This is a genomic window from Pseudomonas sp. JV449 (genome assembly GCF_032424295.1).
Lineage (GTDB): Bacteria > Pseudomonadota > Gammaproteobacteria > Pseudomonadales > Pseudomonadaceae > Aquipseudomonas > Aquipseudomonas marginalis.
In genome coordinates this window covers 574,399-600,869 of the sequence record NZ_VYKD01000005.1, presented here as the reverse complement: position 1 = coordinate 600,869, position 26,471 = coordinate 574,399, and the positions used below count along the sequence as shown (strand labels likewise).

The window sequence follows — 26,471 nt, the reverse complement described above, 5'->3', positions numbered from 1 at the left end:
TCATCCCTTACAAATCGTGATGCAGGTACGCCGCCTGTTTCGGCAGGCGCAAGCTGAACAGGAAGGCCACCGCCATCATCGCGGTGACGTACCAATAGAAGGTGTTTTCCATGCCGATGGATTTCAGGCTCAGCGCGACGACTTCCGCCGAACCACCAAACACCGCGTTGGCAACCGCATACGCCAGCCCCACGCCCAAAGCGCGCACCTGAGGCGGGAACATCTCCGCTTTGACCAGCCCGCTGATGGAGGTGTAGAAGCTGACAATCGCCAGGGCCAGGGTGATCAGTACAAACGCCAGGAACGGGCTGGTGACGGTTTTCAAGGTCAGCAGGATCGGCACGGTGAACAGGGTGCCAAGGCCTGCGAACCAGAGCATCGAATTACGTCGGCCGATCTTGTCCGCCAACATACCGAAGAGCGGCTGCATGCACATATAGAGGAACAGTGCGCCGGTCATGATGTAGCTCGACGTCTTGGCGTGCATGCCCACGGTGTTCACCAGGTACTTTTGCATGTAAGTGGTGAAGGTGTAGAAAATCAGCGAGCCGCCGGCGGTGTAGCCGAGCACCGTAACGAACGCTTTGCCGTGGTCGCGAAACAGCGCGACGATGCTGCCGGCGTCCTTGTCTTCACGTATTTCCTTGCTGGTGGTTTCCTTGAGGGTACGGCGCAGCAACAAGGAGATCACCGCCGCAATCGCACCGATCACGAACGGAATCCGCCAACCCCAGGCCCGCAGTTCTTCCTCAGTGAGGATCTGTTGCAGGATCACCACCACCAGCACGGCCAACAGTTGGCCGCCGATCAGGGTCACGTACTGGAACGAGGCGAAAAACCCACGCTGGCCCTTGAGCGCGACTTCACTCATGTAGGTCGCGGTGGTGCCATATTCGCCGCCCACCGACAGGCCCTGGAACAGCCGCGCCACCAGCAGCAGGGCCGGGGCCCAGGCGCCGATGTCTTTGTAGGTGGGCAAAAAGGCGATGACCAGGGAGCCGGCGCACATCATCAGCACCGAGATCATCATCGAGTTTTTGCGCCCGTGCTTGTCGGCTACGCGGCCGAACAGCCAGCCACCGATGGGGCGCATCAGGAAGCCGGCCGCGAACACGCCAGCGGTGTTGAGCAGTTGGACCGTGGGGTCATCCGACGGGAAAAACGCCGGGGCGAAGTAAATGGCGCAGAAGGCATAGACGTAGAAGTCGAACCATTCGACCAAGTTGCCGGAGGAGGCACCGACAATCGCAAAGATCCGTTTGCTGCGCTCTTCTCCGGTGTAGTGACTGGTGGTTGTTGTCATGGTTTTTCACTCAGTGGGAACGGTTATAGCCTAGACATACTTTGCAACAACCGGAGGTAGTTGCAAGCAGCAAGCTATAAGCTGCAAGAGAAAAACCGACGCGGTCACTGCTCTTCCTTGTAGCTTGCAGCTTGAAACTTACCGCTGCTACCTATCAATAATCGAAGAACACCGTCTCCTTATCTGTGCCCTGCAAAATCACATTCCACTGATGTACACCCGCCGCATCCCGCTTGGCAATCAACGTGCCGCGCCGCTCGGCAGGCACACAGGCCAGCAACGGGTCGTCCCCGTTCAACGCCTCGCCCTCGAAATAAATCCGCGTCAGCAGGTGCTTTACCAGCCCACGGGCAAACACCAGCACCACCAGGTGCGGCGCCTGGGTCGTGCCTTGCAGGCCCGGCACGCTGCCCGGCTTGATCGTGGTAAAGCGGAAGCGCCCTTCGGCATCCACCGGCACCCGGCCAAAGCCTTCGAAGTTCGGGTCCAGCGCCTTGTCCTGCTCATCTTCAGGGTGGTCGTACTTGCCGGCGGCATTGGCCTGCCAGACTTCGAGCATGGCGTCGTTGACAACATCACCGTTGCCGTCCACCACTTGCCCGCTGATCGCCACGCGCTCGCCGAGGGTGGCGGCGACGGTCAAATCTTCGCGGTTCAGCCAGGTCAGGCCGATGTGGTAGTACGGCCCGACGGTGTGGGACGTGGTCGCGTTGAGTGTCATCTCATTTCTCCATCGGCGTGGCGTCGCGGCCGCGCAGGACGATGTCCCAGCGGTAGCCGAGGGCATAGGAAGGAATGGTCTTTTCCAGATCGAAACGGGCGATCAGGCGTTCCTTGGCGCTGGTATCCGGTACGCAGTTGTAGATCGGGTCGTATTCCAGCAGCGGGTCGCCAGGGAAATACATCTGCGTCACCAGGCGCGTCAGTACGCTCGGGCCGAACAGCGAAAAGTGAATATGCGCCGGACGCCACGCGTTGTGGTGGTTGCCCCACGGGTAGGCGCCGGGCTTGATGGTCTGGAACTGGTACCAGCCATCGGCGTCGGTGACGGTGCGCCCGGTGCCGGTGAAGTTCGGGTCCAGCGGCGCATCGTGCAGGTCACGTTTGTGGTTGTAGCGACCGGCGGCGTTGGCCTGCCAGATCTCCACGAGGATACCCGGCACCGGCAGGCCGTTTTCATCCAGCACGCGGCCGTGAATGATGATGCGTTCGCCCAGGGGCTCGCCGTCGTGTTGGGCGGTGAGGTCGTTGTCCTTCTCGCTGAGGCGTTCGGCGCCGATGGTCGGGCCGGTGATTTCCGACAACGAATGGGGCAGGAACACCAATGGCTGGGACGGCGAACGCAGGTTCGTCGACTGATAGGCCGGGTGCAGGTAATCAGGCTGAGTGCCCGCTTGCGGGCGCCGGTAACCGGGCTTGTCACTCATGGAGCAGTCCTCTCTTATTAGATGCGTTCAATCGCCAGGGCCAGGCCTTGGCCGACGCCCACGCACATGGTCGCCAGGCCTTTACGGCCGCCGGTTTTTTCCAACTGATGCAGGGCCGTCAGTACCAGCCGCGCACCGCTCATGCCCAAGGGGTGGCCCAGTGCGATGGCGCCACCGTTCGGGTTGACCTGGGGTGCGTCATCGGCGATGCCCAGTTCACGCAGCACCGCCAGGCCTTGGCTGGCGAAGGCTTCGTTGAGTTCGATCACATCGAAGTCAGTGACGGCCAGGCCCAGGCGCTCCACCAGCTTGCGCACCGCCGGCACCGGGCCCATGCCCATCACCCGTGGCGCAACGCCGGCGCTGGCCATGCCCAGCACGCGGGCGCGGGCAGTCAGGCCGTGTTTTTTCACCGCTTCGGCAGACGCCAGGATCAGCGCGGCCGCACCGTCGTTCACCCCCGAGGCATTGCCCGCGGTGACGGTCTTGTCCGGGCCGTTGACCGGTTTGAGTTTGGCCAGGGCTTCAAGGGTGGTATCCCTGGGGTGCTCATCGTGCTCCACCACGGTTTCGCCTTTTTTATGGGCGACCCGTACCGGCACGATTTCTTCGGCGAAGAATCCGGCCGCCTGGGAGGCGGCGGTGCGTTGCTGGCTGCGCAGGGCGAAGGCGTCCTGGTCGGCGCGGGAAACCTGGTAGTCGTCGGCGACGTTATCGGCGGTCTGCGGCATGGCGTCCACGCCGTACTGGGCTTTCATCAACGGGTTGATAAAACGCCAGCCGATGGTGGTGTCTTCCAGCTTCATGTTGCGCGAAAACGCCGCATCAGCCTTGCCCATCACGAACGGCGCACGGGACATCGACTCGACGCCACCGGCAATCGCCAGCTCCATTTCGCCGCTGGCGATAGCGCGAAACGCGGTGCCGATCGCATCCATGCCCGAGGCGCACAAACGGTTGAGGGTCACCCCCGGAATACTCTCCGGCAGGCCGGCCAGCAACAGCGCCATGCGGGCGACGTTGCGGTTGTCTTCACCGGCCTGGTTGGCGCAGCCGAGGAACACCTCGTCAACGGCCGACCAGTCCACGGAAGGGTTGCGCTCGATCAGCGCCTTGATCGGCACGGCTGCCAGGTCATCGGCGCGCACGCTGGACAGGCCCCCGCCAAAGCGGCCGATGGGGGTGCGAATCGCATCGCAGACAAACACCTCGCGCATCAGGCTTCTCCCGGTGCTTGGCCGTGGGCGGCGGCCGTGCGTGCTTCGAGGTCACGCAGGGCGGTCAACTCGACCTCGGTCGGCTCGGCGGTGGTGCTGACCTGCTCGGCAAATCGAACCGCCCAACCGGTGGCCGCTACGACTTGCTCGCGGGTCACCCCTGGGTGCAGGGCGGTGACCACGAATTCGTGGGTGCCCTCTTCCGGTTCCATGATGCACAGGTCGGTAATGATTCCGACAGGACCGGCACCCGGCAGACCCAGGCGTTTACGCGAATCCCCACCTTCGCCGTGGCCGACCGAGGTGATGAAGTCCAGCTTGTCGACAAACGAACGGGACGACTGCTTGAGGATGATCAGCACGCTCTTGGCCGAGCCGGCGATTTCCGGCGCGCCACCAGCGCCCGGCAGGCGCACCTTGGGTTGGTGATAATCACCGACCACCGTGGTGTTGATGTTGCCGAAACGGTCGACTTGCGCGGCACCGAGAAAGCCCACGTCGATACGCCCGCCCTGCAGCCAGTAGCGAAAAATCTCGCCGGTCGGCACCACGGTGTCGGCGGTTTCCGCCAGCTCGCCATCACCGATCGACAGTGGCAATACGCTGGGCTTGGCGCCAATCGGGCCGGACTCATAGATCAGCACCACATCCGGCGACGAAGTCAGGCGCGCCAGGTTGGCGGCCTTGGACGGCAGGCCGATGCCCACAAAGCACACGGAGCCGTTCTTGAGGCGGCGCGCGGCGGCGACGGTCATCATTTCATTGGTCGAGTAAGCCATTACTTGGCCTCCTGCTGCGTGGTCAGCTTGGCCTGGAATTCACTGAAATCGGCAGTGCCGTGGATGTATTCATCCATCCAGGCGGTAAAGGTCCCACGGTCGCGGGCGATGGGGTCCCACGCCTGGTAGAAGCGATTGTCACGCTCGTTGTAGCCGTGGGCGTAGGACGGATGGGCACCACCGGGTACGTGGCACACCGCAGTGAGGGCCCAGGTCGGCAGCACGCAGCTGTTCATCGGCGCGTTCAGGTCATCGACGATTTCTTCCACGGTGACGATGCAGCGCTTGGCCGCCAGGGCCGCTTCCTTCTGCACCCCAAGAATGCCCCAGAGCAACACGTTGCCCTTGCGATCAGCCTTTTGCGCGTGGATCACGGTAACGTCCGGACGCACCGACGGTACCGCTGCCAGCACTTCACCGGTGAACGGGCACGTCACGGTCTTAATCAGCGGGTTGACCTTGGGCAAGTCGGAACCCGCGTAGGCGCGCAGCACCGCGAACGGCAGGCCCGATGCGCCGGCGACGTAGGCATTGGCCAGGTCGGCGTGGCTGTGTTCTTCGATTTCCAACGGTTGCGGCCATTGCTTCTCGACCGCGTCACGCAGGCGATGCAGGGAACCTACACCCGGGTTACCGCCCCAGGAGAAAATCAGCTTGCGCGCACACCCGGCACCGATCAACTGGTCGTAGATCAGGTCAGGCGTCATACGCACCAGCGTCAGGTCTTTCTTGCCCTGACGAATGATTTCATGACCCGCTGCCGTAGGGATCAGATGGGTGAAGCCTTCCAGTGCGACAGTGTCGCCGTCGTTCACGAATTGCTTCACCGCGTCACGCAGCGCAAGAATTTCAGCCATGGGGTTGGGCTCCCGGTGTGGATCGAAAAGGCGCTGAGGTGGCGCCGAAGTGCTTGAAGATTAAGCCGGGGAAATCGGCCAAACAATCCGATAATCGACTCAGCGTTCGATTATCGAACGGATTGTTGGCAGGCTATCGATTGATCTCAGGTCGCATCCGCATGGCTGACCATGCCTTTGATGACCACGGCTGCTGTGGCCAAAGCGGCCGGAATGACCAGGGCGGTGAGCACCTGCTCGAAGTTCCAGCCCAGGCCGAGCAAGGTGGCGCCCATCCACGCGCCGAGGATCGCGCCGAAACGGCCGATGCCGAGCATCCACGACACGCCGGTGGCGCGGCCTTGGGTTGGGTAGAAGCGCGCGGCCAGGGACGGCATCGCCGATTGCGCACCGTTGACGCACATCCCGGCGACCAGCACCAAGGTGGCCAATAGGGTGATATTGCCCAGGCTCTGCCCGACCGCGTAGGCAAACACCCCGGCCAGCAGGTAGAAAGTGCCGATGACCTTGTGGGGATTGAACCGGTCCATCGCCCATCCCACGCCGACGGCACTCAATACGCCACCAAACTGGAACAGCGCGCCGATAAACGCAGCCTGCTCCATGCTGGCGCCGCTGTCGCGCATCAGGGTCGGCAGCCAACTGGTCAGCAGGTACACGATCACCAGGCCCATGAAGTACGTCAGCCACAGCAGCAAGGTGCCGACGCTGTAGGTGCCCGAGAAAATCACCGCGAACACGTTGCGCGCCTTGACGGTTTTTTGTTCGGGCACGCTGAAGGCGGTGGCCTGGGCAACAATAGAGGGTTCGATGGGCGACAGCGTTTTGCGCACCTTGTCGGTGCCTCGGTTGCGCACCACCAGGAAACGCGCCGACTCCGGCAGCCACAGCATCAGCACCACCACCAGGATCAACGGCAGGATGCCGCCGATCATCAACAAGGCGTGCCAGCCGAACGCCGGGATCAGCTTGGCGGAGATAAACCCGCCACCGGCCATGCCCAGGTTGAAACCACAGAACATGCTGGTCACCAATAGCGACTTGTGGCGTTCAGGGGTGTATTCGGAGAGCAGGGTCGTCGCGTTCGGCATGCCGGCACCCAGGCCCAGCCCGGTGAGAAAACGCAGCACCAGCAATTGATCCACGCTGCTGCTGTAGGCCGAGGCCAGGCTGAACGCACCAAACACCAGCACCGCGCCCACCAGCACAACCTTGCGCCCGAAACGGTCAGCCAACGGTCCGGAACCCAGGGCGCCGAATACCATGCCGATCAACGCAGCGCTCATCACCGGGCCAAGGCTGGCGCGGTCGATGCCCCAGTCCTGTGACAGCGCGGGCGCGATAAAGCCCATGGCGGCGGTGTCGAGGCCATCGAGGAAAACAATGAGGAAACACAGGATCACCACGCGCCACTGGTAACGGGACAGTGGCTGGGTGTTGATAAAGGACTGCACGTCCAGGGTGGTACCGACAGAAGGCTGATTCATTATTCTTATTCCACACCGATGGCGGGCCAACGGCCTGGGGCCGTCATTATTATTGGGGCGCCCTCAAGAGCGCTGCCGCACAGTAATAAGCCGGGGGAAACATCGTCAATTGATCAAGCGGGGATCTGTGCGGTCACCGAACACCTTAGGCAAACAACTGCGCACTCAACTCACGGCTGGCACTGAGCATGCTCGGCAGGAAACGCTGCTCCAGCTCGCTGCGGCTGACCCGTCCAGCGTGAGTACTGACATTGAGCGCCGCCAGCACCTGGCCGGACGCGTCATACACCGGCACGGCGATGGAGCGCAGGCCCTGTTCCAGTTCCTGGTCGACAATGCACCAGCCCTGCTGACGCACTTGTTGCAGGCATTCGAACAAGGCTTCAGGGGTGGTCAGGGTGCGGCTGGTCTTGGTTTGCAGGTCGGCATGGTCGAGGTAGTCCTGCAGCGAGGCGTCATCCAATGCCGCGAGCAGGATGCGGCCCATGGAGGTGCAATAGGCCGGCAACCGTCCGCCCACCGACAGGTCCACGGAAATCAGGCGCTGGGTGGTGGCCGAACGGGCGATGTAGAGGATGTCGTCGCCTTCGAGGGTGGCCATGTTGCAGGCTTCGTGCAGTTGCTCGCTCATACGGTCCAGATAAGGCTGGGCCGATACCGCCAATGGCGTGGAGGACAGGTAGGCATGCCCCAGGGTCAGGACTTTGGGCAGCAATGAATAGGTGCGCCCATCGGTGGTGGCGTAGCCGAGCTTGATCAAGGTATGCAGGCAACGGCGTACGGCGGCGCGGGGGATCTCGGTGCGGTGGCTGATCTGGGCGATGGTCAGGTGGCGCTTGCGCTCCTGGAACGCCTGCACCACCGCCAGGCCGCGAGCCAGGGAGGTCATGAAGTCGGGGTCACCGGTAAACGCCTGGATACGCTTGGCCGGCGAGGCAACGATCGGCGGCGCCACTGACGCGAAAGAGTTGCGCAATTGATCGTTCATGCCAGGTTCCTTTCTCTTATTGTCAACCGCAGGGGATTGGGCTGCTATTACAAGCCGGGCCGGCCGTGATGCACAAGGCAGGCCCCGCAACATTGGGCGATTATCGGACAATCATGCGATTATCGCAATTTAGCGCTACGCCTGAGGGCGATCTATCAACCACGTCCCCGGCGATGTTAAGCCGTTAATTTAATAGCTTGTTTCCTTGTTGAGTTTATGACGCCAGAATTTCAGCAAATACTGACGCGTCGACGTAACAAAACACTCACACAAAGTTGACGCTTTTTAACTTTATGCCGATAGTGTTATTCAAATGCGCCGCTATAATGCATCCTGTGCGGAGGAGAGCCCGGTTTCATATTGAGGCTGGAACTCGCCAAACCATGCACAGGTCGTGCATGGACGATCGCAACTACCTGCCTGGAATGACCGCCCAACAGTGGCCTCCCGTTTTCATTCAAACTTGAACACTTCGTGGGTTCAAGTTGGAACAACCCGAGGGCGACATTCAGGCCAAACACTGCCATGTACTTACACCCAACTCAATTAGGTAACAACGTGACGAAAGATGAACTGCGCGCGGAACTTGAGCGCCAGGAGCAACGTTACAAGGACGTTTACGGCGGGGAAGTCACCACCTATGCCGCCCAGCCTGAACCTGAACGCAAACCATGGCGCAAGCGAGCCAGCCTGCTCGACCAGGCATTTGCCCAGGAAATCCAAAAGATTGAACAGGAACTCAAGGCCGAAGAGCCATAAGCGCTTCGGAGCGAGTCCAGGGCCCTGCCTGCAGCGATGCCATTTAGCCATCCTCCAGCCGACCTGAATCCCACCATCGTCTGTAAAATTTCATACAAATGTTTCAGGCATGACGATTTGGTGACAAAACCCTGTCCTTTCAGCCCTGGGCTTTATAAATCAAAGACTTGCCAAAGCCCCGAAAACCCTGGGATCGCCAGCTTTCGCCCATGGCGATTCGATGAAGATTGATACCGATGAGCAGCTAGTGCATCGATTACCGAGGTTTTCTGGCATAATCGCGCCCCCTTACGACCGGGTCAGAAAACCTTCATGATCGATTTATTCAGCGGACTGGATGCTTGGGTTCTCGTGAGCCTGTTGCTCGCCCTGGCCTTTGTCCTCGCCTTCGAGTTCATCAATGGCTTTCATGACACCGCTAACGCGGTGGCCACAGTCATCTATACCAAAGCCATGCCGCCGCATCTGGCCGTGTTCTTCTCCGGGGTGTTCAACTTCCTCGGCGTGTTGCTCGGTGGTGTCGGTGTCGCCTACGCCATCGTGCACCTGCTGCCCGTGGAGTTGCTGATCAATGTGAACACCGGCCATGGCTTGGCGATGGTCTTCTCGTTGTTAGCCGCGGCGATCACCTGGAACCTGGGCACCTGGTACTTCGGTATCCCCGCCTCCAGCTCCCACACCCTGATCGGTTCGATCCTCGGTGTCGGCCTGGCCAATGCCCTGATCAACGACATCCCCCTGGCTGACGGTGTGAACTGGCAGAAGGCCGTCGATATCGGCGCGTCCCTGGTGTTCTCGCCGATGGCCGGCTTCCTGGTCGCAGCCCTGGTGCTGATCGGCCTGAAATGGTGGCGCCCGTTGTCGAAGATGCACAAGACCCCGGACCAGCGCCGCAAGCTCGACGACAAGAAGCACCCGCCGTTCTGGAACCGCCTGGTCCTGGTGATTTCGGCCATGGCCGTGAGTTTTGTGCACGGTTCCAACGATGGCCAGAAGGGCATCGGCCTGATCATGCTGGTGCTGATCGGTATCGTGCCGGCGCAGTTCGTACTCGACCTGGGCAGCACCACCTACCAGATCGAGCGCACTCGCGACGCTACCGTGCATTTGAGCCAGTTCTACCAGCGTAACAACGCCACGCTCGGCGAATTCCTGGCACTGGGCAAAAGCGTGAAAGACGATCTGCCAGGCAAGTTTCAGTGCAACCCGCAGCAGACCGAGCCCACCATCAATGCGCTCGTCAGCACCTTGAAAGGTGTCTCCGACTACCACTCCCTGAACGCCGATCAACGTATCGAAGTTCGCCGCTACCTGCTGTGCCTGGACGACACCGCAAAGAAAGTTGGCAAGCTGCCAGGCCTTGATGCGCGTGAGAAGTCCGACCTCGACAAGCTACGCAAAGACCTGACCGCCACCACCGAGTACGCGCCGTTCTGGGTGATCCTCGCGGTCGCACTGGCCCTGGGCCTGGGCACCATGGTGGGCTGGAAGCGTGTGGTACTGACGATCGGTGAGAAGATCGGCAAGCAGGGCATGACCTATGCCCAGGGCATGTCGGCACAGATCACCACCGCCACGATGATTGGCTTTGCCAATATCTTCGCCCTGCCGGTCTCCACTACCCACGTACTGTCTTCCGGCGTGGCGGGCACCATGGTCGCCAACAAGAGCGGCCTGCAAGGTGGCACGGTCAAGACCATCCTGATGGCTTGGGTGTTGACCCTGCCTGCGACCGTAGGCCTCTCGGCCGGCTTGTTCTGGCTGGCCTCCAAGGCACTGGGCAACTGATAGCCAGGCGCTGACAAAAAAGGTGCGGCCTCTGTGAGGACCGCACCTTTTTTTATGGACCTGAAATGAACACCCAAAAAAAAGGGCGACCGAAGTCGCCCAAAATGCCTTGCGTGCTCATGTAACCCGGAAAGACCTAAGGTTTTTTACGCTTGTTCGCGTCTTTCCAGATAAAAAATCCAAACCCTACAAAAAACAGCACCATGAGGCTTACAGTCAGCACTCCGGCGAATACCACATTATCGATAAACATGACCGGCCTCCTGCACTTGCCTTGTTGCGATAGGGCTAAGTTAATGGAGAAGGCGGATTGAAAAATTGACGGGGATCAATGTCGCCCGCGACGGGGCGTAAAGAAGGGTAATAACTGACCTGCATCAATAGATGCAGGCCGTTTTAACGCTTTTTGGGTTTGTTCTTTGATTTTTTCTTGGCTTTGCCTAAAGGCATCGCCTGTTCAAACGCCTGGCGCACTTCATTCAGGCGCTTGTCATTCAGGTCATGCACGCGCTTGGCACGTTCGGCGTTCAGGTCGATCAGCTTGTCGTCATCACTCATGGCTTGGCTTACGTCGTGGCAAGTAAGGCTCAATAATGCGGACTCCTGCGCCCGACGGCAAATCAACCGGCGACAAAAGGCCGACCGACGCCCAAAATCGGCACTTTCCAACCACTCAAGGAGGCCCATTCAGGTGGCACTGCATAAGGATCTTCCGCCGCTGCTGGCCCTGCGCGCCTTTGAAGCCGTGGCCCGGCACTTGAGCTTTATCAAGGCAGCGCGGGAATTGTCGGTAACCCAGAGTGCCCTGAGCCATCAGGTACAAAAGCTCGAACAGCACCTGGGTAAATCGCTGTTTATCCGACGCACCCGCGCGATCGATCTGACCGCAGACGGCCAGCAGTATTACGCTGAAATCCGCCCAGCTCTTGACGCCATCGCCGTCGCAACCCGCGCCCAACGGCTGGTACCCAGCGCCACGGTGTTACGTGTCGGCCTGCTGGCGTCTTTCGCCACCCTGTGGTTGGCGCCGCGCCTGGCCGGTTTTCTCAACCGCTATCCGCATATTCAGGTGGAGTTGCTGCCGGCGATTCAACTGGCCAACGTCGCCGCTGCTGAAGTCGACCTGGCTATTCGCTACGGCAAAGGCGATTGGCCCGACGTGCAGGCCACCCGACTGATGCCGGAAGTGATCTCACCGGTGTGCAGCCCGGCGTTCAAGGCCAGCCAAGTGCACAACGGTGCGCTGTTGATGGCCACTTCGCACCGGCCTTTTGAGTGGACGGACTGGTCTGGGCATTATCAAGTCGACCTCAAGCACCACCCGCGCGTCATGCTCCACGACTACAACATCGTGGTCGAAGCCGCAGTGGCCGGCCAGGGCATTGCCATGGGCCGTCATCGCTTGATCCAACGCAGGCTGGATGATGGCAGCCTGGTAGAAGCCTTCGATTGGCCGCCCTATCACAGTCAAATAGGCTACTGGTTGATTGCAGCGCAAGGCCCTGCCAGCGACGCCGCGCGGTGTTTCAGCGAGTGGTTGAAGGACATCTGCCGCGACACGTGAGTTATTTCGATACGTCGAATGAGATCTATCCGTTTGTCGACACTCCCCCCTGCCCCACATGCTGAAACCTCCTGACCCCAGAGGATTCACCATGAGCGACTCCCTCCGCCACCGCGTGCAAGCCCTCGGCCTGACGCTGCCATCACCCAGCCAGCCGATTGCCAACTACATCAACCATTTGGTCAGCCAGAACCAGCTGTTTATCTCCGGACAAATCCCACTGATAGACGGCAAGCCTGCCTACGTGGGCCGCCTGGGTGAATCCCTCAGCGAGGAAGAAGGTGGCCAGGCCGCGGAACTGGCTGCACTGGGCTTGCTCGCGCAATTGAGCGATGCCCTGGGCGATGACCTGTCGCGTCTGGTGCGCGTCCTGCGCCTGGGGGTGTTTATCGCCAGCAGCAGCGACTTCCAGCGCCAGGGCGCCGTGGCCAATGGTGCGTCCAACCTGCTGGTGAATGCCCTCGGCGAAAAGGGCCGGCATGTGCGTACGGCAGTGGGTGTTTGCAGCCTGCCGGCCGGCGTGGCGGTGGAGGTTGACGGGATTTTCGAGTTGCAGCCGTGAGCCCGCTTGAGGTCCAACACCTGCGCGATGGCACTCCCGGCTGCCAGTCGGGCACCGTGCACTTCAACCCTGCCGGCGCCTCCTTGCCGAGCCAGGCGACCCTCGATGCCATCATCGGCCAACTGCAACGCGAAGCCCGCGACGGCCCGATGGAAGCCGGCGAACAGGGTGCCGTGCTGGTGGAGAAAGCTCGCCGCGCTGCCGCGCAGTTGCTCAACGCGCCCATCCCATCGATTGCCTTTGCCAGCAGCGGCTCGACCGCCTGGAGCATGGCGTTCCAGGCCTTGGGCCCGTGGCAGCCGGGCGACCGCATTCTGGTAGGACGCCACGAATGGGGCGGCAACCTGGCGAGCATGCAGTGGGCGGTGCAAGCCGGCGCGCGGGTGGATGTCATCCCCTGCGATGCCACCGGCGCGGTGTGCCCCGTGGCGTTGGAAGCCATGCTCGATTCAAGCGTAAAGCTCATCGACCTCACCTGGCTCCCCGCCAACGGCGGCCTGATCAACCCCGCCCAGGCCATCGGCGAAGTGGCCAGGCGTCATGCCATCGCCTACTTTATCGATGCCGGCCAAGCCGTCGGCCAGGTGCCGGTGGATGTGCAGGCGTTGCAGTGCGATGTGCTCAAGGCGGCCGGGCGCAAGCACCTGCGCGGGCCACGGGGGACGGCGCTGCTGTATGTGCGGCCGGATTTCCTCCCGCACTTGAACCCCGCCCAGCGCGACGTGTTTTCCGCCCCCTGGAGCGCCGACGGTTTCGACCTGCGCAACGACGCCCGGCGCTTTGAGACCAGCGAGGTGTCCTTTGCCCTGTTGGCAGGCCTGGGCAATGCACTGCAGGAGATGAATCAGCTGGGGATCGAGCGTGTGTGGGAAAAGGTCACGCACACCAGCAGGCGAATCCGCGAAGCATTGCGCGGGATTCCGGGTATTTCCCTGCATGACCTGGGCACGCTTCAATCGGGCTTGATCGCCTTCAACCTCGCCGGCTGGGACGCCTTCGAACTCAAACGGCAATTGGGATTGAAGCGGATCAACATCGGCGCCAACGGTGTGGCCTACACCCCGTTGGATATGCAGGCCCGGGGCCTGACCAGCATTGCGCGGATCTCCGTCAGCCCGCTCAACAACGATCACGACATCGAATTGCTGATGACCGCACTGCGGGAACTGCGGAGCTAAACCTCGACGTCCACCCACAAGCCCTGGCGCGGCGCGTCTTCGATCAGCGGCACAACCGGTACGGTGTTGTCGGCATTGAGCAGGTCGCCCGGGATCGCCAAGTGCTGATCCGGGTCCTCATCGGCTTCGCGCCGGCGTTTCTGCTGTTCCTGCTGGCGGCGTTGTTCCTCGCGCAGCAAAAAAGTCGACTGCTCGGCATCGCCCTTTTTCAGGTCGATAGTGCTTTCGTTGGAGCCCGCTTGCACAGGGACCACGGGCGGAATATCAGGTTTCTGGCGGACCGGGTCGAGTTGCGACGTAACCGGTACGACGCTGACGGGCAGCATAGGTGGAAGCATGATAGTTGTTCTCCTGTCAGCAGGCTGTCGGCGGGCCGCGCGACGACTTGAGCGCAGGTTCGCCAACCTGTGACCCAGTCGACACTCACAAGTGCCCTCCACCCGTCGATTGCGTGCTCACCCGGCCGCCCAAACGGAGTAGTTTTTGTCAGAGTCCTTGGGCGTGGGGCCTTGTTCCGTTAACATAGTCGGCTTTTTCACGGCGGGAGTCAGGCAGCATGGCGCAGCAGTATCAACCGGGGCAACGCTGGATTAGTGACAGCGAAGCAGAGCTGGGGTTAGGCACCGTTCTGGCACAGGACGGCCGCTTGTTGACCGTGCTCTATCCGGCCACTGGCGACACCCGCCAGTATGCGCTACGGAATGCGCCCCTCACCCGTGTGAGGTTTTCGCCGGGTGACTCCATCACCCATTTCGAAGGCTGGAAAATGACCGTGCAGGAAGTCGATGACGTCGACGGCCTGCTGGTCTACCACGGCCTCAATGGGCAGAACGAGCAGGTCACCCTGCCGGAAACCCAGCTCTCCAACTTTATCCAGTTCCGCCTGGCCAGCGACCGTCTGTTCGCCGGGCAGATCGACCCGCTGGCCTGGTTCTCGCTGCGCTATCACACCCTCGAACACACCAGCCGCCAATTGCAATCCTCGCTGTGGGGCCTGGGTGGCGTGCGTGCGCAACCTATTGCCCACCAATTGCATATCGCCCGTGAAGTCGCTGACCGTATCGCACCACGGGTCTTGCTGGCGGACGAAGTGGGCCTGGGCAAGACCATCGAAGCGGGCCTGGTGATCCATCGCCAACTGCTGTCGGGCCGCGCCAACCGCGTACTGATCCTGGTACCGGAAAACCTGCAGCACCAGTGGCTGGTGGAAATGCGCCGCCGCTTCAACCTGCAAGTGGCGCTGTTCGATGAAGAACGCTTTATCGAAAGCGATGCCGCCAACCCGTTCGAAGACACCCAGCTGGCCCTGGTCGCGCTGGAGTGGCTGGTGGACGATGAGAAGGCCCAGGACGCACTGTTCGCCGCCGGCTGGGACCTGATGGTGGTCGACGAAGCCCACCACCTGGTCTGGCATGAAGACAAAGCCAGCCCGGAATACAGCCTGGTCGAACAACTGGCCGAGGTCATCCCGGGCGTGCTGCTGCTCACCGCCACTCCGGAACAGCTGGGCCAGGACAGCCACTTCGCGCGCCTGCGCCTGCTGGACCCGAACCGTTTCCACGACCTGCACGCCTTCCGTGCCGAAAGCGAGAACTATCGCCCGGTGGCCGAAGCCGTGCAGGAGCTGCTCGACAAGGGCCGCCTGTCGCCTGCCGCGCACAAGACTATCCAGGGTTTCCTCGGCAACGAAGGCGAAGCGCTGCTGACCGCCGTCAATGATGGCGACGCCGAAGCCAGTGCGCGCCTGGTGCGTGAACTGCTCGACCGCCACGGCACCGGCCGCGTGCTGTTCCGTAACACCCGTGCCGCCGTGCAGGGCTTCCCGGAGCGTAAGCTGCACGCCTACCCGCTGCCAAACCCGGACGAATACCTCGAGTTGCCCCTGGGCGAACACGCCGAGCTGTACCCGGAAGTCAGCTTCCAGTCGCAACCGGACATCGACGAAGAAAACCGCTGGTGGCGCTTCGACCCGCGCGTCGAATGGCTGATCGACCAGTTGAAAATGCTCAAGCGCACCAAGGTCCTGGTGATCTGCGCCCACGCCGAAACCGCCATGGACCTGGAAGACGCCCTGCGCGTGCGCTCCGGCATCCCGGCCACGGTATTCCACGAGGGCATGAACATCCTCGAGCGTGACCGCGCCGCTGCTTACTTCGCCGATGAGGAATTCGGCGCCCAGGTGCTGATCTGCTCGGAAATCGGCAGTGAAGGCCGCAACTTCCAGTTCTCCCACCACCTGGTGCTGTTCGACCTGCCGTCCCACCCCGACCTGCTGGAACAGCGGATCGGCCGTCTGGACCGGATCGGCCAGAAGCATGTGATCGAACTGCACGTGCCCTACCTGGAAACCAGCCCGCAACAGCGCCTGTTCCAGTGGTACCACGAAGCCTTGAACGCGTTCCTCAACACCTGCCCGACAGGCAACGCCTTGCAGCATCAGTTCGGCCCGCGCCTGCTGCCGCTGCTGGAAAACGCCGACGACAGCGAGTGGCAAGCCCTGATCGACGAGGCCCGTGCCGAGCGCGAGCGCCTGGAGCAGGAACTGCACACCGGCCGCGACCGCCTGCTGGAACTCAACTCCGGCGGTGCCGGTGAAGGCGATGCACTGGTGGAGGACATCCTCGAGCAAGACGACCAGTTCGCCCTGCCGATCTACATGGAAACCCTGTTCGACGCCTTTGGCATCGACAGCGAAGATCATTCGGAAAACGCGCTGATCCTCAAGCCCAGCGAGAAGATGCTTGACGCCAGCTTCCCCCTGGGCGACGACGAAGGTGTGACCATCACCTACGACCGTAACCAGGCGCTGTCCCGTGAAGACATGCAGTTCATCACCTGGGAACACCCGATGGTGCAGGGCGGCATGGACCTGGTGCTGTCCGGCTCCATGGGCAACACCGCCGTGGCGCTGATCAAGAACAAGGCGCTCAAGCCAGGCACCGTGTTGCTGGAACTGCTCTACGTCAGCGAAGTGGTCGCGCCGCGCGCACTGCAACTGGGCCGCTACCTGCCGCCGGCGGCGCTGCGCTGCCTGCTGGATGCCAATGGCAACGACCTGTCTGGCCGTGTCTCGTTCGAAACCTTGAACGACCAGCTGGAAAGCGTGCCACGGGCCAGCGCCAACAAGTTCGTGCAGGCCCAGCGCGATCAACTCACACCGCGGATCAACGCCGGTGAAGAGAAGATCACACCGCGTCACGCCGAACGTGTGGCCGAAGCCAAGCGTCGCCTGGCGGCAGACACCGACGAAGAACTGGCGCGCCTGACGGCCTTGCAAGCGGTCAACCCGACCGTCCGTGACAGCGAATTGGTTGCCCTGCGTAACCAACGCGAGCAAGGCCTGGCCATGCTCGACAAGGCGGCGCTGCGACTGGAAGCCATTCGGGTGTTGGTGGCCGGTTGATTACCGCCCTGCCCTGTTAATAGAGGCCCGCGCACTGCGGGCCTTTTTTATTCACTTGAGAACACCGTTGGCGTTGCGGGCCTCATCGGGGGAAAGCCCCCTCCCACAGTTGACCGCGTTGTCATGTCGGTCACCGATCAATGTGGGAGGGGGCTTGCTCCCGATGGAGTCACCGCAATTTCAAGCCGTCGCCGCCCCAGCCGGCACCTCAACAGCCACCAACCCCTCCTTCATCCGCTTGGCATCACGCACAAAACTGCGTGACGCCTGGAACAGGAACAACATGGTCAAGAACAACGCCACCGGAATCAGGTACATGGCGTCATGCAAGCCCACCGCCTTGTAAGCCTCGGTCATCTGCTCGGCCCCCGCCGCATACATCGCCGCATGGGCAAAGTGATCGGACAACCCGCCCACCACAATCGGCCCCATGCCTCCGCCCAGTAGGTACAAGCCGGCAAAGAACAACGCCATCGCCGTGGCCCGCAGGCGCGGCTCGACCACGTCCTGGATCGCCGTGTACACACAGGTGTAGAAGTTATACGCAAACAACCAGCCCACACTGAACAGCGCCACAAACACGCCGATCTCGATGCGCCCGGCATGCAGGGCCCAGGCTGTAGTGACGGTGGAGATGATCAGGCTGCACGCCGCAAACAGCAGTCGGCCATTGGCAACACGTTGATGGATCTTGTCGGCAATCCAGCCCCCCAAGGTCAGGCCCACCAGGCCGGTCAACCCGACGATGACGCCGGTGGCGACCGCCGCGTCCTGCAGTGGCATGAGGAAATAGCGTTGCAGCATCGGCACCAGGAACGAGTTGCACGCGTAGGTGGCGAAGTTGAAGCACAACCCGGCCAGCACCAGCCACAGGAAGGTCGGCACGGCAAGCACGCGGCGAATCGGGCGATCAACACGCTCCTGGGAGACTTGTACGGCTTCGGCGGCGCCGCGCTTGGGTTCCTTGATATAGAACATGAACACCGCAAGGATCAGCCCCGGCACGGCGGCGATAAAGAACGGCGCGCGCCAGCTGTCGAACGCCTTGACCATCCAGCCGATGGTGAAGAACGCCAGCAACAGGCCCAAGGGCAGGCCCAGCATGAAAATCCCCATTGCCCGGGCGCGACGGTGCGCCGGGAACAGGTCGCCAATCAGCGAGTTGGCAGCCGGCGCATAGCTGGCTTCACCGATACCGATGCCCATGCGCACCAGCAAAAACGTCCAGAAACTGCCAACCAGGCCGTTGACCGCTGTCAACCCGCTCCACGCGAACAGGCCCCAGCCCATCAGTTTGCTGCGCGAGCCGGTATCGGCCAGACGCCCCAGCGGCAGGCCGGCAATGGCATAAACGATGGTGAAGGCGGTACCGATGATGCCGAGCTGGAAGTCGCTCAGGTGCCATTCCATGCGGATCGGTTCTATGATGATCGCCGGAATGGTGCGGTCGAAGAAGTTGAACAGGTTGGCGAGGAACAGCAGGAACAGAATGCGCCAGGCATTCGCCGCTTGGGTCGAGTTCTGCATGGGTCCGTCTCTTTTATTGTTATGAGAGCTGCGATGCCCGATGCATCCCGCCCGGTACCTGCAACATAGTCAGGCGAGCCGTGGTTGTCTGTAATGATTCGTAAAGCTGATAGGGCATGATTTCACCCGACAACACGGGACTTTGCCGACAAAAATATAAGTGCCTGCCCCCCTTCCCAACGGCCATGACCCGATTAGAATGGCGAGCCTTCCAGTAGTACCCCACTCTACTTTTCTTATCGATGACGCCCATGTCCGAAGCCAGTCCGTGTCTGAGTTGCGGTGCCTGCTGTTCACACTTTCGTGTGTCTTTCTTCTGGGGTGAGTGCGCCTCCTCGGGGGGGACGGTGCCTGATGACCTGGTGGTGCAGATCAACCCGACCCGCGTGGCAATGATCGGCACCGACCAGAAGCCCGCGCGCTGCTGCAGCCTTGAAGGCGAAGTCGGCAAAGGTACGAGCTGCTCGATTTATGAGCAGCGCTCAAGCCCCTGCCGAGAATTCGAAGCTTCATGGAGCCAGGGCGAGCAGAATGTCGATTGCGACGCTGCCCGTGCTGCGTTCGGCCTGCCGCCGTTACAAGCCCCGTTCGAGTTGGAATTGCCCATCAGTGCTTAGCACTAATTGCTATGCACGGCATGCCAAAATCATTCAGAGCAAAGTGCCATTATCGCTGGAAAATCCCGCCAGGCTTCTATACTCGACCTCATAGGTCATCGCCGTAGGCTGTGACGTGACGCTATGACGGGACATGCTATGGAATGGCTAGGTCTGCACTTTTTTACCGACCTCCCGGCAAACGGGCACTTATTACTCAATTGCAGTCATAACCCTTTTCTGGTGCTGCTGGCCTATCTGGTCGCCTGTGCGGCGGGTTTCGGCACCCTGGACATGGCCGAACGGGTTGGCCATGTCGAAGACCCTACCGCTCGCCGCCATTGGCGTTGGCTGGGTGCCGGTTGCCTGGCAGGTGGTATCTGGTCCACTCATTTCATCAGCATGCTGGCCTTCCAGGCCCCAATCGCGATTCACTACGACCTGCTCATGACGTTCGCCTCGCTGGTCATCGCCCTGATCGCCTCGTTGTTCGCCATGCAAACCCTCGGTCACACCAGACTGCGGTTTAACCAATACCTGCTGGCATCGCTGTGGATGGGCATCGGCATCGCCCTGATGCATTACGTCGGCATGTCGGCCATGCGTTCCCAGGCCCGGGCGTATTTCGAACCGGGGCTGCTCCTCGCCTCGGTGGGCATCGCCATTGGCGCCAGCCTGGCCGCATTGTTGCTGTCGAGCTACCTGCGCACCGGTGCCGGCGTCTTCCATCAACTGCTCAAATACGCCGCCAGCCTGATGTTGGGCGCAGGCATTATCAGCATGCACTTTACCGGCATGGCCGCCATGCAACTGATCGTCCCCACGGGGGCCGACCTCTCACTAGCGCTGGATAACAACCCCATCCAACTGGGCCTGTCGGTCGCCGTGATCACCCTGCTGGTGATCGGCAGCAGCATCAGCGCCGCGCTGGCGGATAAGAAGCTGCAGCACAAGGAGCGCGACCTGCGTCGGGTCAACGCGCTGCTCAGCGAACTGGACCAGGCCCGCGCCTCCCTGCAACAGGTGGCTCATTACGATGCGCTGACCGGCCTGCTTAATCGGCGCGGCTTCAATCAGATTTTCGCGGAAAAAATCGCCGAAAAAACGGCTTCAAACGGCATGATGGCGGTTATTTTCCTCGATATTGATCACTTCAAACGCATCAACGACAGCCTCGGCCATGACGCTGGGGATCAGTTGCTCAGTGTTCTCGCCAGCCATATCAAAGGCTCCGTGCGCAGCCATGCGGACGTGGTCGCACGGTTTGGAGGCGATGAGTTCTGCATCCTGATCAGCGTTCACCACCGCGACGAAGCGCGACACCTGGCCCAGCGCATCATGCAGAAGATGAAGGACCCGGTCGAACTCGCCGGCCGTCGTATGGTGATGACCACCAGCATCGGCATCAGCCTGTTTCCCGAGGATGGCCTGACCTGCGAAGAGCTGCTCAAAAACGCCGACCTGGCGCTGTACCAGTCCAAGGACATGGGACGCAATGGCCTGAACTTCTTCAGCTCCAACCTGAAGACCCGTGCCTTCCTCGAACTGCAATTGGAAGAAGAGCTACGCAGCGCCCTGCGCGCCCAGAACCAGTTGGTACTGTTCTACCAACCGATCTTTGACATGAAGCTGGGCAAAGTCACACGCCTGGAGGCCTTGGTGCGCTGGCAGCATCCGCAACACGGGCTGCTGACCCCAGACCGGTTTATCGGAATTGCCGAAAGCAACGGGCTGATCGCCGAACTCGACCACTGGGTCTTGCGCCAGGCCTGTCATGACTTGAGCCTGCTCTCCGACCGAGGCTATACCGAACTGACCATGACAGTGAATTGCTCGGCCCTGAACCTGGCCCGCGATGAGCTGGCGGATGAGATCGAAGATGCGCTGCGCTTCAGCGGGATCAGCGCCAACCGCCTGGAGCTGGAAGTGACCGAAAATGCCTTGATGGGCAATATCAGCAGCACCCTGGCCCTGCTGCGGCAAATCCGCGCGCTGGGCGTGTCGCTGGCCATCGACGACTTTGGCACCGGCTACTCCTCCCTCGCCTACCTCAAGCGCCTGCCGCTCAACACCCTGAAGATCGATCGCTCGTTTATCCAGGACATTCCCAAGTCGACCGCCGACGTCGAGATCGTCCAGGCGATTATCGGCATGGCTCACACCCTGCACCTGCAGGTAGTGACCGAGGGAGTGGAAACCCAGGCTCAGTTCGAACTGCTGCTCAAACACGGCTGTGATTTCGTCCAGGGCTACCTGTTGAGCCCGGCGGTGGCCGCCAGTGAAATAATTGGCGCAATGCAAGATATCGACATACGCAATCCGCTCTACCCATTCAGCGTGGCGGGCACCAAGGACACTCGCCCGGCGAAAGAGTCCTCCCCAGGCCGCTCCGGATCCACCTCCATCGTCAGGCCAATTCGCTGACGTCGAATCTTTGGCATTTCGCCATCATTTACCTAAAGATCGCCGACAAACGGCCGATTCATCAGAGTCCGGCCAGGTTTTTCCTGAGCACACAGGGTCAGCCTGAGCGTTCCGGACAAGGACGCACTGTAAAGTCGCGAACTCCCATTCCGTGATGGCCATTTGATACTTTTCAGCCATCCTCCCAGGCACATGGCGCACAATGACTTCTAAAAATAACCCAGCCACCGTGGTATCCGATGTGTTGCTCCCAGCTCCTGCGGACAAGCCCTCAGGTTCAAAGTCATTGAGCACCGCCCGCCCGCTGGCTACCCAGCAATACCTGTACTTCACCGAAACCAATACCGACCGCATCCTCGATAACCTCGACGGCCTGCGCGACATGGTGTTCCCGCGCCCGCCTCACCTGGAAGGCGACAGCGAGCAGCACAGCGAGCAGGAATTCCCCTCGGTGTGCCTGATCGGCCTGGGCCGCTGCGGTTCGAACATCGCGCTGGACGTGGCGGAGCTGGTGTACAACGCGCGCAAGTTCTACCTCAACGAATTCAGCACCGAAGACAAATCCTTGGATAAGGGTTACAGCCCGGCCCAGTGGATTCGCAACAACCTGCGCCTGGGCGGCGGCAAGGCCAGCAAGCCGGTGTTCCTGGTGGAACCGCTGGTGATGCTCGGCGACCTGGACAAGGACATCGCCGGGCGTATCCGTTTCTCGCGCAAGGGCGAAAAAAGCGGCTTCCTGCGCGACTACAGCAAGATGAAAATCATGGACCTTTCCGAAGTCCATGCCGGTGGCGCCGGTAACGCGCCGATCCTCGGCCAGTACCTGGCCAAGATCATCCTCAACAAAGACACCCAGCGCTTTTCCAGCCCCGACTGGAAGATGATCCACTCGTACCTGATCGACTCCTGCGGCATCAAGGCCAACCAGTCGCGCCTGTACTTCTCGATCTTCAGCGCCGGCGGCGGTACCGGTTCGGGCATGGCCTCGGAATTCGGCCTGGCGCAGCAGCATTCGTACATGAACAAGACGTTCGACACCAAGCCCGCCGACGAGCACGACAGCAAGAGCGGTCACGCCTTCGTGTTCGAGCCGATCTTCACCAGCGGTATTTGCGTGCTGCCGAACATCTCCGACCACCGCAGCGAAATGTCCGAGGCGCTGCACATCAACGCCGGGCGACTGCTGTGCAAGTACCTGTCGGAAGAATGGGACTTCTCGTACAACTTCGACAATGAAGACAGCAGCGAAGCCAGCGTAAAGGGGCGTATCCGGCCGTGGAACGCGATGATGCTGATCTCCAACGACATCATGCGTTACGCCGAAGAGAGCGATGACGGCAATATCCAGAACATTGACGTCAATGCCATGGAAAAACACGCCAACCAGTACATTTCCCAGCAGATCTTCAACATCCTCACCGCCCAGGCCGTGACCACCGACTACGACCAGAACTACTTCCGTCGCGCCGGCATCGACATCGGCGAAACCATCCGCCTGGACGCCAATGATCTGTTCATGAGCCTGGCCGGGCCGGTGGCGATTGCCTACGCCGAATCCGTCGTACCGGAAACCCCGGCGCCGTCCAATGACAAGTTCAAAGTCTTCGAGAAAGAGCCCCAGCGCCTGAACATCGACGACCTGTTCTTCCGCTCCATCGACCTGCCGCATTTCAACAAGGTCACCCAGGCCATCGAAGGCATCAGCCTGTTGCCGATCGAGTCCAAGCGCTACAAGGCGTCCCTGGAGCAATACAAGAACTCCGGCTACGATGCGGCGGCGCTGCATGACCTGCACTTCTTCAAGAACTGCTCGTCGGTGGTGTCGATCGTCTCGCTGCCCAAGGACTACAAGCTGTCCTACATGGACCTGAACCGGCTCAAGACGCACCTCAACAGCCTGTTCCCCAACACCACCCTCAAGCGCTATGCCCTGGTGATCGGCGCGTCGGCCAACCTGTCGCTGACCACCCTGATCGCCAAGAGCCCGTGCCTGTCGGATGACTTCCTGACGCTGATCGTGGCTTTCATCAAGCGTTGCTTTGCGCGTAACCCGTACCGCTTCGACGACACCCTGGATAACTCGATCCTGGATTTCATCATCCACGAGGACTTCGACGAAGACCGCATCGACGAGCTGCTCAACGAGTTTGAAAACCCGGCGAAGATCCTCGATACCAACTGGTACGCGATCAAGCCGATGTATGAGAAGAAGTACCGCGAGTTGATCAACGACAAAGAGAAGTTCGTGTCGATCAATGACATTCGCCTGTCACGGGATTGTGTGAAGAAGGCGATCAAGTACCTGCGCGAGATTTATCGTCACAGGATCGGCAAGACCAAGGTTATCTCGTTGAACAACCATACCGGCAAGACCGGCTGACTTGAGGGGATGCCATCGCGGGCAGGCCCGCGATGGCGCTTTCAGTGACGACCAGATTCCACCTCATTGGCACACCCGGAAACAATTCCCCAGGCTTTCGGCGCGGCCTGAAACTGTTCCCGTGACGTGCACGTCACCCTTGGCTGTGACCTTTCTCCACGGCAAGATGCCATCACGCTGACAGCGGTTACTCCACTACACACTTCTTCGCGCGAAAAACACGCACCTTTTTCGTGCAGGCTTTTCTTACCCCGCCCTTTCCTGGATCAGAATCCACGGGGAAACCACCACCGCCCATAAGCTCGGATCGCGCTCCACCAGGTCCAATGCCCGCGGTGCAGACACTTCGCCAAGGCTGCCCGCGGCCAGCCAGGCAGCGACTTTGTCGCGATTGTCCTCGGCCATTCCCTCGGCGGCTTCGATCAAATCCAGGCTTGGGTCGACCCACAATAGGGCACCTTTGGCAAAGAACGGTTCAAGCTCTTTCCAGGAGATTTCGGCGGTTTCACCGAGCAGCTTGGCATAGAGGGTGCTAGGTTCTTGCGTCATGGGAGTTCACCTGAAGAAAAAATCGGCGCAATCATAACGTCACGCTTCAGGCAGAAAAACCCAGTTGCAAATGCGTTATCGATTGAAAGGGTCAGGAAAGCCAAGGAATGCGCGAGAGTCAGGCATTACCCCCGCCGCAATTCTGTCTTTTTCTTTCATTTAAGCGACACCCCCGGGGTTTGCCCCCGGCAGCCAGCTTTTCAAGCGATCAACCGGCGCTCTACACTGTACCGGTACAGTTGCCAGGCGGTTGCCGGGGGGATATCCGAGATATCCGATCCGGTTCAGCAGCTCACAAGGCCGCCAGAACTATAAAAAATACAACAGTAAGAGTGGAGCACTATGAATAAGGCTACTAAGCAGATTTCCAAACTGTTTGCCGCTATGGTCCTGGCTGGGGTTGCCGGCCATTCGTTCGCAGCCGACACCATCAAGATCGGCATCGCCGGTCCAAAGACTGGTCCTGTAACGCAATACGGCGACATGCAATTCATGGGTGCCAAGCAGGCCATCGCCGACATCAACGCCAAGGGCGGCGTCGACGGCAAGATGCTCGAAGCCAAGGAATACGACGACGCCTGCGATCCTAAACAAGCCGTGGCCGTAGCCAACAAAGTGGTCAACGACGGCGTCAAGTTCGTGGTCGGTCACCTCTGCTCCAGCTCCACTCAGCCAGCGTCCGACATTTATGAAGACGAAGGCGTGATCATGATTACCCCGGCAGCCACCAGCCCGGAAATCACCGCCCGTGGCTACAAGCTGATCTTCCGCACCATCGGCCTGGACAGCGCCCAGGGCCCGGCAGCCGGCAACTACATCGCCGACCACGTGAAGCCGAAAATCGTTGCCGTCCTGCATGACAAGCAGCAATACGGCGAAGGCATCGCCACCGCCGTCAAACAGACCCTAGAGAAGAAAGGCACCAAGGTTGCCGTCTTCGAAGGCCTGAACGCCGGCGACAAAGACTTCTCCTCGATCATCCAGAAGCTCAAGCAAGCCAACGTCGACTTCGTCTACTACGGCGGCTACCACCCGGAGCTGGGCCTGATCCTGCGCCAAGCCAAGGAAAAAGGCCTGAACGCCAAGTTCATGGGTCCGGAAGGTGTCGGCAACGACTCCATTTCGCAAATCGCCCAGGGCGCTTCCGAAGGCCTGCTGGTGACCTTGCCTAAATCCTTCGATACCGACCCGGCCAACAAGGCCATCGTTGAAGAGTTCGCCAAGAACAAGCAGGACCCAACCGGTCCGTTCGTGTTCCCGGCCTACTCGGCCATTGAAGTCATCGCCGGCGGCATCAAGGCCGCCAAGAGCGAAGACACCGCAAAAGTGGCCGAAGCCATCCACGCGGGCACCTTCAAGACCCCTACCGGCGAGCTGAGCTTCGACGCCAAGGGCGACCTGAAGGACTTCAAGTTCGTGGTCTACGAATGGCACTTCGGCAAACCAAAAACCGAAGTTTCCCCTCAGTAAGCCAGGCGTTACTGGTCCAACAAGCCCACTGTGAGAGCAGTGGGCTTTGTTTTACGAGGTTTATGGGCCTGTCACCCGCGATCCGGGCGCTGGCTCACCTGAAAATCTTAAAACCGTCACCAGCGGTTCGCTGGCAAACGCTTTGTGCAAATGTGCTCACAGAACACAGCACGGGGCCGGAACATGACTCCACCAGTGAAATGCGTATCGGGT

23 protein-coding genes are annotated in these 26,471 nt (G+C 60.7%); 10 read left to right on the top strand and 13 right to left on the bottom strand.

Translation table 11 applies throughout. The annotated features are described in order from the left end of the window. Positions 1 to 7 precede the first annotated feature (7 nt). The 8 genes from F6S08_RS08060 to pcaR all read right to left on the bottom strand — a co-directional run bounded on the left by F6S08_RS08060 (position 8) and on the right by pcaR (position 8,058). Entirely contained in the window at positions 8 to 1,303 is a 1,296-nt protein-coding gene (locus F6S08_RS08060) for an MFS family transporter (RefSeq protein ID WP_065928279.1), read from the bottom strand. A gap of 154 nt (positions 1,304 to 1,457) precedes the next feature. Further along, positions 1,458 to 2,024 (bottom strand): protocatechuate 3,4-dioxygenase subunit alpha, encoded by a 567-nt coding sequence (gene pcaG, locus F6S08_RS08055; RefSeq protein ID WP_065928280.1) that lies wholly within the window; start codon positions 2,022 to 2,024, stop codon positions 1,458 to 1,460. A 1-nt stretch (position 2,025) separates the two neighbouring features. Then, positions 2,026 to 2,730, bottom strand: coding sequence for a protocatechuate 3,4-dioxygenase subunit beta (pcaH, locus tag F6S08_RS08050; protein ID WP_065928281.1), 705 nt, complete (start codon positions 2,728 to 2,730; stop codon positions 2,026 to 2,028). Positions 2,731 to 2,747: 17 nt separating this feature from the next. After that, on the bottom strand, positions 2,748 to 3,950 hold the full coding sequence (gene pcaF / locus F6S08_RS08045; RefSeq protein ID WP_315871548.1) for a 3-oxoadipyl-CoA thiolase: 1,203 nt from the start codon (positions 3,948 to 3,950) through the stop codon (positions 2,748 to 2,750). Beyond that, a complete protein-coding gene (locus F6S08_RS08040) occupies positions 3,947 to 4,726 on the bottom strand; it encodes a CoA-transferase subunit beta (protein WP_065928283.1) in 780 nt (259 codons plus the stop codon). The genes pcaF and F6S08_RS08040 overlap by 4 nt, the downstream gene beginning before the upstream one ends. Beyond that, positions 4,726 to 5,583 (bottom strand): CoA transferase subunit A, encoded by an 858-nt coding sequence (locus F6S08_RS08035; RefSeq protein ID WP_065928284.1) that lies wholly within the window; start codon positions 5,581 to 5,583, stop codon positions 4,726 to 4,728. Before F6S08_RS08035 ends, F6S08_RS08040 begins: the two co-directional genes overlap by 1 nt. Positions 5,584 to 5,729: 146 nt before the next feature. Beyond that, positions 5,730 to 7,070, bottom strand: coding sequence for an MFS transporter (locus F6S08_RS08030; RefSeq protein WP_065947329.1), 1,341 nt, complete (start codon positions 7,068 to 7,070; stop codon positions 5,730 to 5,732). 145 nt (positions 7,071 to 7,215) lie between these two features. Next, on the bottom strand, positions 7,216 to 8,058 hold the full coding sequence (gene pcaR, locus F6S08_RS08025; RefSeq protein ID WP_025855315.1) for a pca regulon transcriptional regulator PcaR: 843 nt from the start codon (positions 8,056 to 8,058) through the stop codon (positions 7,216 to 7,218). 558 nt (positions 8,059 to 8,616) lie between these two features. Here pcaR and F6S08_RS08020 point away from each other — a divergent pair. Both F6S08_RS08020 and F6S08_RS08015 read left to right on the top strand, forming a co-directional pair. After that, entirely contained in the window at positions 8,617 to 8,817 is a 201-nt protein-coding gene (locus F6S08_RS08020; RefSeq protein ID WP_003172389.1) for a hypothetical protein, read from the top strand. Between the two features lie 312 nt (positions 8,818 to 9,129). Then, positions 9,130 to 10,605: an inorganic phosphate transporter gene (locus F6S08_RS08015; protein WP_065928286.1), complete on the top strand. Its 1,476-nt coding sequence runs from the start codon at positions 9,130 to 9,132 to the stop codon at positions 10,603 to 10,605. Positions 10,606 to 10,741: 136 nt separating this feature from the next. Here F6S08_RS08015 and ccoM read toward each other — a convergent pair whose 3' ends face one another. Then, positions 10,742 to 10,858 (bottom strand): cytochrome c oxidase subunit CcoM, encoded by a 117-nt coding sequence (gene ccoM / locus F6S08_RS08010; RefSeq protein WP_017530457.1) that lies wholly within the window; start codon positions 10,856 to 10,858, stop codon positions 10,742 to 10,744. 143 nt (positions 10,859 to 11,001) lie between these two features. Beyond that, a complete protein-coding gene (locus F6S08_RS08005; protein WP_315871549.1) occupies positions 11,002 to 11,196 on the bottom strand; it encodes a hypothetical protein in 195 nt (64 codons plus the stop codon). Positions 11,197 to 11,296: 100 nt separating this feature from the next. On the opposite strand from F6S08_RS08005, the gene F6S08_RS08000 reads away from it, so the two are divergent. The 3 genes from F6S08_RS08000 to F6S08_RS07990 all read left to right on the top strand — a co-directional run bounded on the left by F6S08_RS08000 (position 11,297) and on the right by F6S08_RS07990 (position 13,909). Then, positions 11,297 to 12,169 (top strand): LysR substrate-binding domain-containing protein, encoded by an 873-nt coding sequence (locus F6S08_RS08000; RefSeq protein WP_074844297.1) that lies wholly within the window; start codon positions 11,297 to 11,299, stop codon positions 12,167 to 12,169. Between the two features lie 91 nt (positions 12,170 to 12,260). Then, entirely contained in the window at positions 12,261 to 12,731 is a 471-nt protein-coding gene (locus F6S08_RS07995) for a RidA family protein (protein ID WP_315871500.1), read from the top strand. Further along, positions 12,728 to 13,909 (top strand): aminotransferase class V-fold PLP-dependent enzyme, encoded by a 1,182-nt coding sequence (locus tag F6S08_RS07990; RefSeq protein WP_315871499.1) that lies wholly within the window; start codon positions 12,728 to 12,730, stop codon positions 13,907 to 13,909. Before F6S08_RS07995 ends, F6S08_RS07990 begins: the two co-directional genes overlap by 4 nt. Here F6S08_RS07990 and F6S08_RS07985 read toward each other — a convergent pair. Beyond that, positions 13,906 to 14,247: an aspartate-semialdehyde dehydrogenase gene (locus tag F6S08_RS07985; protein WP_065926412.1), complete on the bottom strand. Its 342-nt coding sequence runs from the start codon at positions 14,245 to 14,247 to the stop codon at positions 13,906 to 13,908. The genes F6S08_RS07990 and F6S08_RS07985 overlap by 4 nt on opposite strands. Before the next feature lie 218 nt (positions 14,248 to 14,465). Between F6S08_RS07985 and rapA the strand changes: the two genes are divergently transcribed. After that, positions 14,466 to 17,312 (top strand): RNA polymerase-associated protein RapA, encoded by a 2,847-nt coding sequence (gene rapA, locus F6S08_RS07980; RefSeq protein ID WP_065926413.1) that lies wholly within the window; start codon positions 14,466 to 14,468, stop codon positions 17,310 to 17,312. 180 nt (positions 17,313 to 17,492) lie between these two features. Here rapA and F6S08_RS07975 read toward each other — a convergent pair whose 3' ends face one another. Next, complete coding sequence (locus F6S08_RS07975; protein WP_065947325.1) at positions 17,493 to 18,839, bottom strand: spinster family MFS transporter; 1,347 nt, start codon at positions 18,837 to 18,839, stop codon at positions 17,493 to 17,495. 251 nt (positions 18,840 to 19,090) lie between these two features. Here F6S08_RS07975 and F6S08_RS07970 point away from each other — a divergent pair, with 251 nt between their 5' ends. The 3 genes from F6S08_RS07970 to F6S08_RS07960 all read left to right on the top strand — a co-directional run bounded on the left by F6S08_RS07970 (position 19,091) and on the right by F6S08_RS07960 (position 24,239). Further along, positions 19,091 to 19,456 carry a YkgJ family cysteine cluster protein gene (locus F6S08_RS07970; protein ID WP_027604417.1) on the top strand — a complete coding sequence of 122 codons (366 nt, stop codon included), beginning with the start codon at positions 19,091 to 19,093 and terminating at the stop codon, positions 19,454 to 19,456. Positions 19,457 to 19,594: 138 nt separating this feature from the next. Beyond that, on the top strand, positions 19,595 to 21,859 hold the full coding sequence (locus F6S08_RS07965) for a bifunctional diguanylate cyclase/phosphodiesterase (RefSeq protein ID WP_315871498.1): 2,265 nt from the start codon (positions 19,595 to 19,597) through the stop codon (positions 21,857 to 21,859). 202 nt (positions 21,860 to 22,061) lie between these two features. Continuing rightward, entirely contained in the window at positions 22,062 to 24,239 is a 2,178-nt protein-coding gene (locus F6S08_RS07960) for a hypothetical protein (RefSeq protein WP_065926416.1), read from the top strand. Between the two features lie 246 nt (positions 24,240 to 24,485). Here the strand turns inward: F6S08_RS07960 and F6S08_RS07955 are convergent, their stop codons facing one another. Next, positions 24,486 to 24,788 (bottom strand): DUF2288 domain-containing protein, encoded by a 303-nt coding sequence (locus F6S08_RS07955; RefSeq protein WP_065926417.1) that lies wholly within the window; start codon positions 24,786 to 24,788, stop codon positions 24,486 to 24,488. Positions 24,789 to 25,130: 342 nt separating this feature from the next. Between F6S08_RS07955 and F6S08_RS07950 the strand changes: the two genes are divergently transcribed. Further along, complete coding sequence (locus F6S08_RS07950; RefSeq protein WP_027604422.1) at positions 25,131 to 26,258, top strand: branched-chain amino acid ABC transporter substrate-binding protein; 1,128 nt, start codon at positions 25,131 to 25,133, stop codon at positions 26,256 to 26,258. The last annotated feature ends 213 nt before the right edge of the window (positions 26,259 to 26,471 follow it).